Origin of the sequence: Arenibacter antarcticus, from assembly GCF_041320605.1 — a bacterium.
Lineage (GTDB): Bacteria > Bacteroidota > Bacteroidia > Flavobacteriales > Flavobacteriaceae > Arenibacter > Arenibacter antarcticus.
Map to the genome: position 1 here is coordinate 4,199,700 of NZ_CP166679.1, position 17,447 is coordinate 4,217,146.

13 protein-coding genes, 1 pseudogene and 1 riboswitch are annotated in these 17,447 nt (G+C 36.8%); of the genes and pseudogenes, 7 read left to right on the forward strand and 7 right to left on the reverse strand.

Annotation, left to right across the window (positions count from 1 at the left end; translation table 11 throughout):
* Positions 1–940 precede the first annotated feature (940 nt).
* From KCTC52924_RS17245 to KCTC52924_RS17255, 3 genes are all read left to right on the forward strand, one after another.
* A complete protein-coding gene (locus tag KCTC52924_RS17245) occupies positions 941–1,405 on the forward strand; it encodes a PA2169 family four-helix-bundle protein (protein WP_251806002.1) in 465 nt (154 codons plus the stop codon).
* Positions 1,406–1,757: 352 nt separating this feature from the next.
* Positions 1,758–1,928: a DUF6747 family protein gene (locus tag KCTC52924_RS17250; protein WP_251806003.1), complete on the forward strand. Its 171-nt coding sequence runs from the start codon at positions 1,758–1,760 to the stop codon at positions 1,926–1,928.
* 121 nt (positions 1,929–2,049) lie between these two features.
* Positions 2,050–2,448 (forward strand): response regulator, encoded by a 399-nt coding sequence (locus KCTC52924_RS17255; RefSeq protein WP_251806004.1) that lies wholly within the window; start codon positions 2,050–2,052, stop codon positions 2,446–2,448.
* 144 nt (positions 2,449–2,592) lie between these two features.
* Here KCTC52924_RS17255 and KCTC52924_RS17260 read toward each other — a convergent pair whose 3' ends face one another.
* Positions 2,593–3,285, reverse strand: a complete 693-nt coding sequence (locus tag KCTC52924_RS17260) for a LytTR family DNA-binding domain-containing protein (RefSeq protein WP_251806005.1) — start codon at positions 3,283–3,285, stop codon at positions 2,593–2,595.
* Between the two features lie 710 nt (positions 3,286–3,995).
* On the opposite strand from KCTC52924_RS17260, the gene KCTC52924_RS17265 reads away from it, so the two are divergent.
* Together KCTC52924_RS17265 and KCTC52924_RS17270 are read left to right on the forward strand one after the other, a co-directional pair.
* On the forward strand, positions 3,996–6,380 hold the full coding sequence (locus KCTC52924_RS17265) for a TonB-dependent receptor domain-containing protein (protein WP_251806006.1): 2,385 nt from the start codon (positions 3,996–3,998) through the stop codon (positions 6,378–6,380).
* 53 nt (positions 6,381–6,433) lie between these two features.
* Positions 6,434–7,519 carry a PepSY domain-containing protein gene (locus KCTC52924_RS17270; protein WP_251806007.1) on the forward strand — a complete coding sequence of 362 codons (1,086 nt, stop codon included), beginning with the start codon at positions 6,434–6,436 and terminating at the stop codon, positions 7,517–7,519.
* A gap of 580 nt (positions 7,520–8,099) precedes the next feature.
* Here the strand turns inward: KCTC52924_RS17270 and KCTC52924_RS17275 are convergent.
* The 3 genes from KCTC52924_RS17275 to KCTC52924_RS17285 form a co-directional block, all read right to left on the reverse strand.
* A complete protein-coding gene (locus KCTC52924_RS17275) occupies positions 8,100–9,887 on the reverse strand; it encodes a ribonucleoside-diphosphate reductase subunit alpha (RefSeq protein WP_251806008.1) in 1,788 nt (595 codons plus the stop codon).
* A 2-nt stretch (positions 9,888–9,889) separates the two neighbouring features.
* Positions 9,890–11,164: a ribonucleotide-diphosphate reductase subunit beta gene (locus KCTC52924_RS17280; RefSeq protein ID WP_251806009.1), complete on the reverse strand. Its 1,275-nt coding sequence runs from the start codon at positions 11,162–11,164 to the stop codon at positions 9,890–9,892.
* A 732-nt stretch (positions 11,165–11,896) separates the two neighbouring features.
* Positions 11,897–12,083, reverse strand: a riboswitch (cobalamin riboswitch).
* Between the two features lie 122 nt (positions 12,084–12,205).
* Complete coding sequence (locus tag KCTC52924_RS17285) at positions 12,206–12,385, reverse strand: hypothetical protein (protein ID WP_251806010.1); 180 nt, start codon at positions 12,383–12,385, stop codon at positions 12,206–12,208.
* Positions 12,386–12,990: 605 nt separating this feature from the next.
* Between KCTC52924_RS17285 and KCTC52924_RS17290 the strand changes: the two are divergent.
* Positions 12,991–13,134 (forward strand): annotated as a pseudogene (locus KCTC52924_RS17290) (FAD-dependent oxidoreductase); the annotation flags it as partial.
* A 104-nt stretch (positions 13,135–13,238) separates the two neighbouring features.
* Positions 13,239–13,598: a hypothetical protein gene (locus KCTC52924_RS17295; protein ID WP_251806011.1), complete on the forward strand. Its 360-nt coding sequence runs from the start codon at positions 13,239–13,241 to the stop codon at positions 13,596–13,598.
* A gap of 1,153 nt (positions 13,599–14,751) precedes the next feature.
* Here the strand turns inward: KCTC52924_RS17295 and KCTC52924_RS17300 are convergent.
* From KCTC52924_RS17300 to KCTC52924_RS17310, 3 genes are all read right to left on the reverse strand, one after another.
* Positions 14,752–16,020 carry a hypothetical protein gene (locus KCTC52924_RS17300; RefSeq protein WP_251806013.1) on the reverse strand — a complete coding sequence of 423 codons (1,269 nt, stop codon included), beginning with the start codon at positions 16,018–16,020 and terminating at the stop codon, positions 14,752–14,754.
* Between the two features lie 26 nt (positions 16,021–16,046).
* On the reverse strand, positions 16,047–16,631 hold the full coding sequence (locus tag KCTC52924_RS17305; RefSeq protein ID WP_251806014.1) for a YceI family protein: 585 nt from the start codon (positions 16,629–16,631) through the stop codon (positions 16,047–16,049).
* Between the two features lie 600 nt (positions 16,632–17,231).
* Positions 17,232–17,444, reverse strand: coding sequence for a heavy-metal-associated domain-containing protein (locus KCTC52924_RS17310; RefSeq protein ID WP_251806015.1), 213 nt, complete (start codon positions 17,442–17,444; stop codon positions 17,232–17,234).
* Positions 17,445–17,447 lie beyond the last annotated feature (3 nt).

Here is a 17,447-nt window from a genome sequence, read left to right on the forward strand (position 1 = left end):
TAAAAGATACGAATTATGTGGATTATATGCTAGGTTAATTAGTCGAATTGTTAGACAATTAGACCTATGGTGGGGTACAATCCAAAGTTACGCTGCCACTTTAAGGTATTATCAGTTATAAGGGTGTCAAAAACATTGAAATTCACTTGATGTACCAACAAAATTTAAACCGTGAACAATTGTATTTTGTTGGTCTCTCAAATATTCAAAACCTTTAACTAGCTTAACATACTTATCCTATTTTATGAAATAGTGTGCTTTTAAATCAGACTTACGGTTATTTTGAAGTTGGATTATTTGCAATGAAATGCACTCTATACTTTGCTAGACTGAGTCCGGAAATCTTCTAAAAAAGCAAATACTCTGTTATTAAACATCCAACCACTATCTTTCCTATAAAACATTCAGTTTTGGTAATCAATTAGTCTTATCGAATGGGAAAGGTTTATGGTCTAACGGTCTGTTTTACTCATAATTAAAGCTCCCACCTCTCTTAATCTTTCTAATAATATATCATGATTTTTTTTTCTCTGCCTTTACTCCTGAAACTATATCTGAGAAAATATTCTTACGGAGAACCTTCTACTATAATAGAGCACCAACTTGTAAATCCAATTTTTGTGTTTTGGTGCTTACTCCAACAAATCCAAAATCCATCTTGGGCATTTAAAGATTAAAAGTGTAAACTAATTAAAGATACGGGGAAAATAAACTATGTTGATTTTGAGCATCAAAAAAATACTTGATCTCTATTGACATGTATAATAAGGTTGTTTAAATATGCTTTTCAAGTTCCGTAATATGTGAATTAACGGAGATATGACCAAGTCGTGGGATATTGCCAAGGAACTCCCTCTTCCCCATTTGTGTCAAAAATTCAGGCGATAGGTGCAACGTAGTTTTTGCAATAAACTATATTGGTCCTACCAAAGCCAAAAAGATGATACATCTAAATATCGACAATGAATATGATGCGAAAATAGCAATCCAATTGTATGGGGTAATCCTGAAGAACAAAGAATCGAAAAATGCCTATTGCAAAGCAATGGAAAGGGCGGTCAGTGCCGACCTGAAGACTTATTTTCAAGACAAATTCACAAAATATAAAAGATTTGACGAAACATTGGCCCGCGAGGTGTCGGTTGCATTTCCTCAACTCCTTCCCGTTGCTTGGAGGAACAACAATAGAGACTTTTGGATCGATACCGAGACCATTTTCCGCTTGTCGGATGATGCTTCTATGTTGAAAGCATGCATTCAAGGTGACAGGGCGGCGGTGAGGGAATATGCTGACTTGTTGGAGAAATACTCGCTACCATTTGACGTGTACCATGTCATAAGAAAACATAAAATGTTTATAGAAGTGGATCTGCACAAGGTGAGTAAAATCAAGGATCTATATTGATAATGGGTTGTTCCGATCTAACCACTACATCCCTGCAAAATACTCTCGTAATTAAGTCTAATGTCCACACTTAACATCCGTCCAGCGCTATCTGCATAGAATTGTAGCTTTTCATTAAATCGATCATGAAATATTGCGCTGCCGTTATGCGAAAAGCTAGAGGTTTTCGGCCACGACTCAGATAGCTTGAAGATACTTTGTACGTTCTGCAAAAGGGTTATTGCCAGAACTTCTATAAAAACGTTTACCTGATTGGTAAGCACCGATAAACCAGACTCGAATACCCGTTGACGAAATAGTAAGGAGAAGTCGATTGGCGGTCTTAATTTTGCGCCAAGTTTATACCCATATTATGAGAACAGTACTACTTATCAGAAAAATTTATGCAGATGGTTTTAAAGACATAGGGAATTTGATAGTTAAAAAATACTTCAAGGCCTTTGCATGGTTCAGTTTCATCATGTTTGCAATAGTGCTATATGCTTTTATCTATAGAGTGGCTACTGGTTTTGCATTTGATTGAACAAAGTAGCCATGGCCCGGACTGATGTCCTTTTTAAGTGTTTTGGTTTGGATCATCGATTTTATTATTTGAGTAAAGAGCGGCCCATCCAATGAAATCCAATTTTATAATGTAGGTATTTATGGAAGGGAATACTGTTTGGATTATCGATGATGATATGGTATCACAATTTGCCATGACGTATAAGATCGAACAATCATATCCAAACTACCAGGTCGTTGGTTTTTATACTGTGGAAGAAGCTTTGACTATGATCAAAGCGTGTGCGGAAACTCAAAACGGCCTGCCCAACATAATATTATTGGACCTTGTACTGCCGGAAATAAACGGATGGGACTTTCTAGAGGAGCTGGAAAACATTAAAGGACGTATAGACGGTTTGGAAATCTATATTGTTTCCGCCTTTTCCAATACAAAGGACCGTAAACTCGCCAAGGAACATCCTTTGGTAATTGGCTATTTCGACAAACCGATAAATAAAGGTAGCGTGGATGAAATGTTTGATAGAGCGATTATTTGACTTTCCAATGAAACCGGTCCTTGGAGAAACAAAAAATACATCAGGACAATTCCCAGGTAATAATAAAGTGTGCAAATAATTTATAAAGTAAACTATCTAAAAAAGGCTTCCAACTAAGCGAGAGTTTAGATTCTCGAATAATTCCTAAATATTATTCAGCGCTTCGACCAATTCTATTTTTTTGGTTCGGCTTAACGGTATCTGTCTTCCCGCAACTTCAACATTCTTGCTATTGAACTTATCGATCTTTTCCAAGTTTACGATATAGGATTTGTGGATCCTTAAGAACTTATTCTCTGGCAACTGTTGTACAATGGATTTCATGGTAGATAGTATGACGATATTGGCTTCATCCGTCACCAATTTAATATAGTCGCCAAGAGCTTCTATCCATTTTATGTCGTCAAGAACAACTTTTCGCTTTTTGAGGTTGCTTTTCACAACGATATACTCCCCATCTTCGTTCACTTTATTTAGCTGCTCATATTGGGCTACTGCTCTCTTAACTGAGACATTAAAACGAGCTAATGTGAGGGGTTTGTGAAGATAATCCGTTACGTCGTAATCAAAGGCCTTAAAGGCATAATGGGCATTACCGGTTATCAAGATTATTTGTGGACATTTGTCCATAGACTCCAAAAGGTCGAAACCATTGATAATAGGCATTTCAATATCCAGAAAAATAAGATCTATCCTATTGTTTGCAATACCTTTCCTTGCTTCAATGGCATTGCTGTACTCCGCTACCAGTGCTAGGTTGCTATGATCGTTCACTAACTTAGCCACGGCCATCCGCTGCATAGTCGAATCGTCTACAATTACACTTCTTAATTTCATAATGGCTGATTTGAGGTAGAAATCATCGACAAAGTAGGTAATCAATATTCTTCACCACATTCCAAGTTGTGAAAGTAGCATTAACTGTTGTGTAGATAGGGATTGTCATGGTTTCAAAGATTAGGCCAGGTTTATTTCTTTTTATGGTACGTGGAATGTCCGCCGTGGTTGTGATCAGGATACCCTTACCACCGCCTATTGTGTTACCGCTAATTGTTGTAAATCCAGATATTAAAAACCATATTATTACGTAAAATAACCACCCATAGCCCTAATGAATTATAATTCCAATAAAGGGTAGGCTTACAGGACGAAAAGCCAGTCCTATAAGGTCCAGAAAAATCCCATTCGACACACCTATTTTCCTTCTGGACCGATTAATTTATGACTCTCATATTGCGTATTCGAAATGCCTTGCTGTATTAATTTTTTAACACCGTATAAAACCTCCCTATTTTGGCTTATAGTTCAGATAAAAAAATTATTTAAAGATCTAATTCCTTTGATTTATGGTTTATGAGAATGATAGTTCGCGCAGATAGAAACGTCCCCAATCGATTGTAATAAGTGTTAATCAAGATTTGTTTTTAGATTACAAAGGATATTTTCTATAAATCAGTTCCAAAAAATAAAAAATAAAAAAATTCTTGGCAGAGTAATATCCGGACTCTATATTTGCATCTATTTTTAATTAATCTAAATAAGAATTGATGAAATACATATTTCTATCCGCTACTATACTGATGTCCCTATCCGTATTTTCCCAAGCAAAGCTGCGTGGCAAAGTTACAGACGAATCTAACCTGCCCATTGCCGGGGCCACCATTTACATTGAGGACCTGAAATTGGGCACCATGACCGATTTTAACGGAGATTATAGATTGGAAGCTATCCCTCAAGGCAGTTACAATTTTAATATCCGTATGCTGGGATACCAAAGTCAAACCAAAAACCTCCATCTGGAGACAAATGCCGACCAGGTGTTAAATATCACCCTAAGAGAAGATATCAGCAATCTAGACGAGGTGGTGGTTTCCGCAAGTAGGCATTCAGAATACCTCTCCGAGATTCCAGCTTCGGTCACTGTTGTCGGGCAGGTTAAACTGGAAGAGTTTTCACAGATTACCACTAACATAAGTGATATTCTCGAGTTTACCGTTCCCGGTTTGGCGATTTCTACAGGCACTTTTTCAAATTGGGGACAAACCCTGCGGGGAAGATCACTTTTGGTAATGATAGATGGCATCCCCCAATCTACCCCTCTTAGAAATGGACAGTTGGGAATAAAATCTGTAAATCCCAACGATATCAGTCGGGTGGAAGTTATTAAAGGGGCTACTTCTATTTTTGGAAATGGCGGAAATGGTGGTTTTATAAACTACATCACCAAAAACCCAACCTCTGATAAAAAGCTGGAAGTCACCACCAATGTTTGGGGCACCGCCAACTTAGCAAAAACCAAAGATGCCATGGGTTGGGGAGTATACCAATCCCTAAAAGGAAACCTAAATAAATTTAGATATTATGTTAGCGGTAGCTTGGAGCAGACTGGCAATAAATACGATGCGGATGGCATTCCACTACTCCCCACCTATGGTTTTGACAATACCGATATCTACAGTGCCTTTGGGAAATTGGAATACCTTCTTAGCGAAAATCAAAAACTGTCCGTGGGCGGTAATATTTACAAATCTGTCCACGACACCCCGTTTATTCCAGTGCCTGCCGAGGTACAGGTATTTAACCAAGCTGGAGATTATCAAATAAATGCGGGTTACGGTATAAAAGGTAGTATTTCCGGGGAGGAACCAACGGGATCGACCCTTATAAACGGGCAGCTGACCTATAATTTGAACAATATTTTTAACGGTACTACCAATTTTGAGACCGACCTCTATTACCAGAGCACCGAAAACATCTTTTTCTATTCGGACAAATTTGAAGATGGTGGGCAATCGGTCATCAATGCTGAAAAATATGGGTTAAGACCTAATTTTAATACAAAATTAGGCTCCTACAGTGCCATTGATGTTTCTTTGACCTATGGACTGGACCTACTAAAAGACAAAACCAATCAGGGTCTTTTGGACGGCAGGCTATGGGTCCCCAATATAGAGTTGATCAACTGGGCCCCATATGCACAAGCAACCATTAAATTTAATAACCAATGGGTAGTAAAAGGTGGTTTGCGATACGATGATATGAATATGGATATCGTGGATTACAATACCCTTCCCTATTCTCCCAAAGGAGACGGGAATTACAATCCGTCTGTGGCCGTGGAAGGCGGGAAACTTGCTTTTAACAACCTTGCCTTTAATCTTGGGGTACGGTTTATAGAGCACCAGGAATTTATTCCCTATATAAGTTATTCTCAAGGTTTTTCCATCGCGGATCTTGGCTCTGTACTACGTTCTGCGGTTGCGAGCAATATTAACGACATTCAATTAGAACCGGCTGTAACCAATAACTATGAATTCGGTTTTATGTCCAAGTTCCCAAATATTCAGTTGGAAGCGGTAGGATACTATAGTACATCGAATTTAGGAACAGGAGTGGTCTTTGTAGATGAGATCAACACTTTTGTGCCTTCCAAGCAACCACAGCAAATTTATGGGGGTGAAATCTCAATAGATGTTACAAGCTTTAACAATAAGTGGCAAATAGGGACCTCCTATTCTTATGTTGAAGGAGTAAAACATCAGGTTGGTGATCCTAATAATCTTTCTTTTTTAGGGGGCGATGTTATTTCTGCTCCCAAATTGACTGCCTATGTTTCTTGGAAACCTACGGAAAAACTGAATACTTCAGTAAGACTAACCAATTTGGGCGATAGAAAGCGATTTGACCCCTTCTTGGATGCTAATGATAATTGGGCCTATAGGCATACCGAATTCCCCGTAAGCGGATACACTTTGGTAAATCTTTCCATGGCCTATCAATTACAGTCCAATATTTCCGTTTCCCTTGGGATAAATAATTTATTGAACGAATACTACCTACCTGCAAGGTCGCAATGGGCCTCCCCATTAACCACCTTTACCGGGGCAGGAGAAGGCACCAATGCCAAGCTGAGCTTACAATACAAGTTTTAAATATAAAAGCCCATAATACAGAAATTGTACTATGGACTTTTACCCAAAAATAATTGAATCAATTGTTACATTTTAATAGGACGATAAAAAACATCCACCTTTGGTTGGGCATAAGCTGCGGCCTGTTGGCTTCCATTTCAGGGCTAACAGGCTCACTTTATGTCTGGCAACCGGAAATAACCGCGGCACTAAACCCCAAGCTTTTAACGGCAACCCAAATTGATACTATTTCGGAAGGAACATTGTTGCGGACGGCATCCTTCTTAATGGAAATGCATAAGGATAGTTTAACAAGAATAAATCTGCCCTATAGGGAACAGCAGACCATTTCATTGATCTATAAAAATGGAGAAACCCATTACCACCATCCACAGACAGCCACCTTTTTAGGTACAAAATCGGCCTCCATTCAATTTTTTGAAGACCTCTTAAATATTCACCGTACCCTGGCCATCCCAAAAATTGGCAAGTATATAATGGGTGGCAGTTCCATTATTTTTTTATTGTTGATCCTGGGGACTGGGATCTATATTTGGTGGAAAGCCTATGGGAACAATTTTAAAAAGGGATTTAACATAAAATGGAAAGGAAAGAAATTGAACTACGACTTACACAAAGTACTTGGAGTTGGATTTTTTATTCCCTTGGCCATTATTGCCTTTTCGGGAGCCTATTTCACCTATAACAGCTATTACAAAGCTGCCCTGACCCTTCTGGACAGTTCCAAGTTGGCACAAAACCAAAATACTGTAATACAGCCTAAGTTTACCGAGTTGACAAGGAAACCTGATACAATTTATGCTTTACGGGCCATATATTTTCCTAAAGAATCCAATGGGGAATTTCACTTTAGATATATCCAGGATCGTTTTATAGAGCCAGGCCTGAGAAGAAGTAAGGAGTTAAAATTAACAGAAACTGACGAAGTATCAAGTTTAACTCAATTTCATACGGATCTTACTAGCAATAAGATTGCAGCCCAATTTTATCCGGTCCACACAGGAGAAATCGCCGGTTTTTTTGGAAGGATACTGGTCTTTATTTCTGGGTTGGTCCCCATAACGCTTTACATAACGGGCTTTAGGATCTATTTTACAAGAAAGGAAAAACAGTTAAAAAGGCCAAAGTGCAAGAAATAGACTATCAACCTAAGGAACCGCCCATATTGATTACTGCTCCTCCTTTCAAAAATCCTTTTCGCTTTCCTGTGAATTCGTGGTATATATCTAAGTGCTATGCCTACTTCAGAATAACAATTCATGAACTAATTATAGCATTCCGAAATATCCTCTTTATCAGACCTTACACTATTTAAATACGTTATCAATTCTTCAATTGATGTCAAATTTAATGCCTCTGGTCGACTAGCTGTGCATTATTTTAAAATATCTTTCAAAATAAATGCAGTATCCATTTTAATAACAAAAAAATGCTTCCAGCTCAATATAACGAGGATAGGAATTTAAAACTTTAATTATTAGCGTGACAATTCCTTCCCTTTTCTGGTTCTCTTAAAATAAATTTTATTAAATCCAAATACCAACACTAAGGTTTACTTAATCCCAGGTGGCTGTTGCAGTCTTGAAAATATAAATCAGCTGTTTTCATTACACTAAGTTTTTAGTGTAATGCTATTTTAGAAAGAAACAAAGCTAACAAAAAGTAAAACCTCGAAAAAGCATCTTCGAGGTTTTAAAATTAATTTGTTACAAAGCTTATTTATGCCTCACAACTTGAACATTCCTTTTTCTGTCTAAATTTTTGGGCTGCATTCATACTATGCTGGTAATACAGCGATTTTAAACCCAGCTTCCATGCCGTTATATGAATGTTATTAATTTCCTTAACGGGCATATCCGGATGAACTATAATGTTCACAGACTGCCCTTGGTCTATATGATTCTGACGATTGGCTGCTTGGTAAATAATGTCCAACTGATCAATTTCAGAATAGGTTTTAAATACATCTTTTTCCACTTCTGTTAAGAAATCTAGATGTTGAACAGATCCATCAAATTCACGAATACTTCGCCATACTTCCTGGGTGTTTTTTCCTTTCTTTTCTAACAAGTCTTCTAAGAACGAGTTTTTTATTGTTGTTTTAATTTTGGCGATATCTTTAACATATATATTGGACCAAATAGGCTCAATACCCTGTGAAACTTGACCAAGAATGAAAGCTGATGATGTTGTCGGGGCAATAGCATTTAAAGTTGCGTTCCGTCTGCCATAGCCCTTAAGTACTTTTGGTTCACCAAATTTATCGGCCAATTCCTTTGAAGCAGCATATGATTTTTGTTGGATAACTTTAAAAATCTCACTATTCATACTATAAGCCTCTTGGCTGTTAAATGGCAACATTTTAGATTGTAACAACGAATGCCAACCCAACACTCCCAAGCCTAATGCTCTATTATCCTTTGCAAAATTATAGGCTCGTTCCATAAAGAGAAATGTTTGGCGATCTTCCCTTTCTTCAGAATCTCTATAAACTTCTAACTTCTGTATAAATTCTGTTATCACCGCGTCTAGAAAATACACCATCGTTTCAACAGCATCGGTGTCTTTCCATTTATCATAATGTAATAAATTCACAGAAGATAATACACATACAAATGACCATTCATCACTTGATGGCAACATGATTTCTGTACATAAATTACTGGCGTAAATGGTGTGTTTTTCATTGCGATAAACATCGGCTGCAGCATTGTTTGCATTGTCTTTAAAGAAAATATATGGATATCCCATTTCTCCTCTTCGCTGTAATACTTTGGCCCAAATAGTTCTCTTTTCATTATCACCATCAATCATCTCTTCCATCCACTTATTGGTTACTGTAACCCCATGGGTAAGCTCTTGAATGGGATTGCCTTCTGTACCAATTTCCAAGAATTCCATAATATCTGGATGCTCTACAGGTAAATAAGGTGAAAAACGGCCACGTCTCACAGATCCTTGACTTACCACATCGACCATAGATTCAAAAAGTTGCATTATATGCACAGCTCCTGAAGCTTGTCCGTTGTTTTTTACTTCGGCTCCACGATGACGAATTTTACCGAAATATCCGGAAGTACCCCCACCAAGTTTAGACATCATACCCACTTCCGCTTGTGTGTACAATATGTTACCCATATCATCATTTACATGTGACCCGAAACAGCTAATTGGAAGTCCCCTTTTCTTTCCGAAATTAGACCAAACTGGAGATGCCAAAGAATAAAACCCTTCCGACATATATCCGTAAAATTTATCGGAATACCCAGGTATTTGAAGTATTTCTTCAGCTCTATCTGCAATTTCACGAATGCGCTGTTCGGCAGTCATTCCATTGTATAAATAGCCTAGGGATAAAAAATTTCGACTGTGTTCGGTTAACCATTCAAAACCAGCACTGGTTTGTTGTTTATTCTTTCCAAGAGCTTCTTTTTTTGATTTAACAAGTAATTCCTTCTCGTTTAAGTTTTCGATTTCTAGATCTACGGTTGATTTGTTGTTGTTCATATTTAAAAAAGGTCTTCACTTGTTAAACTTTGGGTTCTTTTACTATAATTGATGGAGCGCTTCACGAAAAAATCACCGTGTTTTGTCCCTATAATTTCATCATCAAACCATTCAGTTTCTGCTAAAAGTGTTTGATCTATTTCAAATATTTTACTTATCCCGATACTCTCAAGGGAGTTGTTAAATCGGTGTTTTATAAATTCGTTAACTAGTTTTTTGGGCAAGAAATCGAGCTCTCCATCCTCAAAAATCCAATCAACTATCTTACTTTCCGCATCAAAGGCTTCTCTACACATTTCTTGAATCACTACTTGGTAATCTTCATCAAACCAATCTGGATTTTCAGCTTTTATGATTTTAATAATATCTATACCAAAATCACCATGGATCTGCTCTTCTTTAGAGGTTGCCTCAACTACATTAGAGATCCCTTTTAGCATATTTTTATGCTTGTTAAAAGCCATGATAATAAGAAATTGGGAAAAAAGAGATACATGTTCTATGAATAGTGAAAAGAGCAAAATAGATTCTGAATATTCTTTATTATCGTCACTTCTCGAATTTTTAAGTGCGGTTTCCAAGTACTGAACACGTTTCATGATTACCGGCTTTTTCTTTAGATTTTTAAACTCTTCGTTTAAACCTAAAACTTCAAGTAAATGTGAATAGGCATCATGGTGCCTCACTTCACTTTCGGCAAATGTTGCACCTACCGAGCCAATTTCTGGCTTAGGCATTCTATGGTATATATCTCCCCAAAAGCTCTTTACAGCAACTTCTATTTGAGAAATAGCCAACATTGTATTTTTTATGGCATTACGCTCAACATCTGTGAGCGTTGTTTTAAAATCTTGTATATCGCTTGTAAAGTTAAACTCCGTATGGATCCAATATGAATGTCTAATTGCTGGTACATATTCATAAAGGTCTGGATACTCATAGGGTTTTAAATTGATACGTTTCTCGAAAATATTAGTTTTACGTTTCTTTGTTTGTTCGTTTCTGTATAAAATATAGGCTTTTGCTACATCAAAAAAACCACTTTCCATAAGTTTGGTTTCTACTAGATCTTGGACCTCCTCTACCGTTGGTATGTAATCTTCATCCAATTCTTTTCGCTCCAATAGAAATGTAAAAACATTACTAGAAATGCGTTCGGCATCTTCGTATCCACCGTGTTGAACGGCAGTCATGGCCTTAAGTATGGCGTTGCTTATCTTTTCTAAATGAAAGGATTCTGTTAAAAAGCCTCTTTTTATAATCGAGGTGATTTTCATATTGGTTCTATGTTTAAAATTTAAATCCTGTTAAAAAATAAAGGTCTGGCTTTGTTTTTTACGTTTTTGATATCTCCATTTTGGTTTTCCACATGGTTATCAACATTTGAAATCATGATACTGATTAATAGGGCATTAATAATTATCTAATAAGTATGTCATAATTTTAATTCTGCTTAGAGAAAAGCATTAATAATTTGTGTTTCTGTGGTCTATAATTTTTCTTTTAAAGTAGTTACATATAAAGTTTATTTGGGCTTTTTATAAAATTTGACAAGATATTTTTGAGTTTATTCTGAAAGGATGGGTTACGAAATTCCAATTGCATTTTTTGCATACCATCTGCACACAAACAATCGTTTTAATTTTTCATTAATAAAATCCTGTTCAGGCACAATTAATAGTATCAATGTTTTGGTAAATAGTAGATCCTGTTTTTTAGGTCTTTCACTGATATTTTGTCTGATCAAAATTTCTTACAGGCTTTTATGGAGTTCTTTGTTGCTATCAATACGCGGGTAGGCAAGGTTGTGTATTTGCATCTTCTTTTAACTTTTAAAATTAATTAATAATTAGTTAAAAGCTCTTTTGCAGAACTTCGCAATACTCTATTTGAAATGGAAATTTAAGAAAGACAGTTCGTATGCAAAACACAGTTCAATTGTCCTAATTTAGAATTAACTGACTTGTTTAAAAGCATACTTGTCCGACCAAAGCTTCGAATCGCGAAAGCATTGTCAATTCGGAATAGGCAGGTCTCCTGACTTGTAACAGTTCTCATCGTCCTTCCCGCTATTGCAGTGGACAATCTTTGATGAAAACTTTTGGTATGCTACTTACAGTTGCGCGACAGTTCGTGATTTACACACGATTCCCTATATAACTAAAGTTAAGTAAAACCTTTTCCGGTTGATGAAGAATGTAAAGAACTTATAACGGACAAATGTAGTACAAATTTTACAATAATTGAACTGCAAAAGTGCGGAGTGATAGGTGCACTCCGTCTAATAATTTACGGAGCAATCTTCTATATCATGGATATTACATATTAATAACCTTTTGTATTTGGATTGCCACCATAGGGTCGTTAATATTGGTCGTGGAAGAAAAGGCGTCTCCACTTCCACTTAAGTGCATTGTCCCAAAATTCAGCACCTTTATTTTATTGGAATCATCAACTCCCAATATTTGTTTTTCTGGATGTAATAATTCGTTCTTCACATTATTGTTACATCCAATAAATGTGATAATAAATAGTCCAAATAAAATTTCTTCATATGGTTACGATTTCGTCAGTAGTCATCACGACATGTAGGTATAGCTGATTAATTTCGGTTTAAATTTTAACAGAGCAAGGTAGGTGAATAAATTATTCCCTTCACTTTTTTAGCAAATAAAAATTTTACAGAGTGTTTGACTCTAGATTTTATAATTGGTTGGTGTTTCTAGTCAACGACATCGGATTTGTGAAGATAATCTTCCCTCTCTTTTATAAACCTGTCCTTTGAGTAAATCGGAAGGTAAATTTCCTTAGAAACTACTATTGCCACGAGAGACGAATGCCGAGTTGGTGAAGCTATAAATCAGGAGACTTTACGCAATCGGTATATTTTCTTTGACAGTTGATTTAACTGGGACCTTAGTTGTTCCTTTTGAATTTATTCATCAGGATGAGGAATATTGGAAATAAATAAATGAGTATCTTGATTAAATTTTAAAAGGATCCTTGAAATTGAATATTGTCGACTGCTCATTACAACAATAAAAACGGCGATATGTTTAGCATACTGGAATTTGATAACAATTCAAAAATGATGATATAGGCTATGGATAAATTCGAAAACACTTATGATGTTATAGTGATAGGGTCCGGAATCTCAGGAGGCTTGACGGCAAAGGAACTTTGCGAAAAGGGTTTAAAGACATTGGTGCTGGAAAGAGGGAGAGATGTTAAGCACATAAAAGATTACTAAAGTGAAGCAATCGCATCAACTATAGTCAGGTTCTTATTTCGAAATGGATTTTTAGTAAAAAAGTTAAATGAAAATTATTTATAAACCCCAAATATACAGTTATGAGAAGATTATTATTAGCAATTCTGTTCGTGGTAGCGACCACAAATATCAATGCGCAAGAGGCCAAGCCCTCAGAGGTAAAAGTAGGCGATCTACTTGAAATAGGCCGTCCCGATACACCTAGGTACAAACATATCGATTTTCCAAGACCCAATTTCATTATCAAAAAGGGCGGAATCGCCAATTTTAAAAGCGTCGAGGGAAACAAAGTGGTGGTAACATCGGTAAAGCAAAAAAAGGACGGTACATTACAGGTGAAAATCAAGAGGGCCGATGGTAGAAGGTTCTTTAATAGCCACACAGTAGTATCGGCGGATTTGAAAAGTGCGCTCGAATCCGGTGAGCTAAGTGTATTATAGTTTAGTTGATGTCATCCGTCCTGTCTCTCATTTTTTGTTTTGCCCAAACCGATTGGTTGGTTAAAGGACACGGTGGATATCTACAATACCAAGAATTATGATGAAAGCATTCGAGACAAAAAAGTGAACCCATAAAAGAATCAGAAATACCTAGAAAGTTGACTTTGAAGCAGCGAATTCATGCTGGCTTTAATCTTTATCGGTTTTGAACCGATCGGAAAACGTAGAAGATTTTGACATTTAAAAACATCATAAGACTATATATTTATTGAGTGTCAAGATATGTATGTCAATTTTGCCCAACATCTATTTTATAAGTTGATATTCACTGTTTTATCAGAACCAGAACCTTTAGATATTAAGTCGATTCATGTATTCTTTCGTATTTCCTATTGCAAGTCTCCTTTTTCTTTTCTGGACATGGAAAGGATATAATCTAAGAAAAAAAATCAGCCTTCCGGAATTGCCAAATCAAAATTAAAGGTTATGGAATCGTGGACCACAATTAGCCCAAAAGATTTTTTTGGTGCTTTGAGCTTAAAAAAAAACGCCCAAACTTCATTTTAATGCGTCTGAAACACATTTAGGTTTATTTTCGGCTATTGCCACAGGAATTTTAAAGGAATCGGTGTTGCCAGTAATCTTTATTTCTACTGTAGTGTTTAACAATAAATCGTGTAATATATCCCCATCGATTTCCCAGATTTTAAAAGTATCCTTGGGTATTTCCCAGATTTTAAAAGATCGTGGAAGTCCCTGCTTACACCCCTGACTCCACAGTCAAAGCCCTGTTTGTTAAATACTAAGATAGCTTTTTTGAAAATATATTTACCACCAATTTTCTCATAATTGACAGGAATAGGCCCCTTTAATCTATCTATGTCAAAATCACAGCTAAAGGTACTGTTATTGGTAGTCCCCGGGATCATCAAGCCACCCCCCGGTACAATAGTAACTACCGTTCGGTTTTGCGAGGAATCCTTGAAATTAAAAGCAAGTAGTAGAAAAAATGTAGCGATGCACAATACCCTCTTCACTGTTAGTGTATTTGTGGCTGTTTAACTGCGCTCAATAAAATGCCCGAGCGAAAGTAAACTTTTCCGCCCGGGCAAATATATTTAATTTTAAGTCATTTGTAAAGACCCACTATCATTTAGAAACTAATAACCGCTTCTAGCATTAAGCCTTTAAACTCCCCGTCATTTAAGATACTTGTTGTTGGAAAATCTTTATATTGTTGGTTTACATATTCTACCTTGGCAAGGATATTTTTCGTCATAAACCATCCTGCTCCCAATTGAAATCTTGAGATATCAATATCATCCCCACTCATTTCCTCCGAATTCACCACATTATATCTACCTCCCAAAAATAAATTTTCATCTTGGCCAAATCTGTAGATCAATTCCCCAGCGTATTGGGTAGCTGTTCTGTTACTGGTTTCAGTAGCTGCTTTTCCACTGGTATGCTCAAAAGTTCCGAAAAACTCTAGTCCCCTATATTTTACAAATGGGTTGATCATAACTGCAGTTACCTGATTTTTCATGTTAGGGTTATACCTTCCAGACCTGAAACTACTACCGGTGGTAGCGTTTTCATCTGCCATCACAAAATAGTACCTAGATCCTGTACGGTCTGCGGTATACAAATAGGAATTTGGCACATATCCCGTGGTATAAACAGACCCCATGATCCGATACCTTAAATCTTCACTGGCCTGTTTGTCATACCCCAATTTCGCCAAGAAAGAGGCTCCACCAGTTGATCCGTCGGTTTTATTAACAGCCTGATTTAATTTACCATTGGCAATTCCCAACATACTTATAAATCCATTTTTTCGGAAATATACTTCCCCTCCTACCTCTGTAGTAAAGGCATCCATAATCAAGTTTCCTACAAATGGATTGTACATGGCCTGAGCATTGTCCGTTCTTCTAAAATGGGCATCCCCATAGTTATTCTCCATATGCCCCACCTTAATGGTTACATACTGCATAACATTTTCCATAAACCCCTCACGGATAAAATCTAGCTTGTCTATTTGGAAATACCCTCCCTTAACATAAGGTTCCGGATGGTTCCTTGAGGACAAATAAGTTCTCAAATGCATTCTTACCCCATCAAACAACGCAACATCCAAATCTAGGTTGGCGGTTGCCAAATTAAAATTGTAACCGATATCCTTAAGGACTACAGCGCCTGAATTACTATGGTCTACAGCCTGATATTGTAGGGTAGACGACCCTCCAATTCTTACCTTCACCCCATCGAAAACAGAAACGGTGTCCTTTGGCGCTTCAAATACATTGATCCCACTTTTATCGGGTTGTCTAAAATTATCCAGTTTTCGGTCCTGTGCACTTAAACCAAATCCGGCCATTACTAGTGCTACACAAACAGCTTTTTTAATTATTGATGTCATACTTCTATATTTAATTGATTATAATTCTATTTAGTTAAAACGGTATTAAATTTTATGGTGATATCATCACCGGTGGTAATAGTTCCCAATAGTGCTTTAGGCGGGTCAATTTTGAAATCGGTCATTTTTATCTTCTTTAGTCCGATCAGGGTTATTTTTTCACCAGCTAATGTCATATCCAAATCCAATGTAATAGCGTTCTTTACACCGGCAATAGTCAGGTCCCCAGAGGTCTTCACCTTGAATTTCCCATTACCGTTCGGTTTCACATCTTTGACTTCGGATAATTGGAAGACAATTTTTTTATGTGTCTTAGTATCCAATGCCTTGTAGGTATTTCTGTCCATTGAAGACTTACCACTTTTTAAGCTTTCGGAATTTACTTCTAGACTTAAATGTTCTATTTTCCCAGTTTCTATATTTTTAAGGATCAACACCCCGGATTGGTCTTCGGCATTGATCTCCCAATCGTGCAAACTGGAAGTACCTAGCACGAGTAAAGAAGACTCTCCATTTACTAGGTGGTACTTTTGAGCCGTTAGGCTGCTGCCAAAAAGTAAAAACACAAATAAAATTGTAGTTATAATCTTGCTGAATTTTAATCCAATCATAATAGTATGCTTTAATATTATGAGGTAAATCTCTCGCTAAAAAAATCACGAAAGTATGAGATTTATCATGGTTAAATAAAAGAGTTATAAGCTAATCAGTCTGGTACGTTTTTCTTTCTTCCCCGAGACGAAGTTACCTTTCCCAACCAGGAAAAGCGGCCTTTTATTTTAACACTGTCAAGACCATATTCTACGTAGAATTGAAATATCCTATATCTGGATAAAAGAGGGACGAAAATATTTGGAGATAAGATCATGGACCGCCCGTCAGAAAGGTAATTGGTTGGGCACAGAACGCTTGTATGAGAATAAAAGATATGAAAGTTGCTGATTGAAAGGTCGCCTTTTGTTTCCCATCTCTTTTGCACACCTTCTCAACTGAAAATAAATAATTTCTTAGATAGAACCGACTATTCCGAAAGCCTTCGTCCCCTGCCATATTGCCAGTCCTCCGTCAAAGACTTTGCATAATCGGACTGCAGAAGCTTTCCGACCTTCGTAGCCATGCTACTATGGCAAAGGAGGCTAGCGGAGGAGGCAAATGGTTACAGGGAGGAGTGGCTAAGCCAATGGGGAATTATCAAGATTAAAACGAAAGTATTAATCTACAGCTTCCGCTTTAAAACCTAATTTTTGCAATGTAGCCTTTACATCTTCTTCTGTAGCACCATCGCTTTTTATGGTTAAAATTTTATCCGGATTAACGGTATCCACTTCCCAGCTTTCCACACCATCTTGTTTGTTTAATAAAGGGGTTACTTTTGATACACAACCACCACAATTGATATTTGTTTTAAATTTTAATGTTTTCATTGC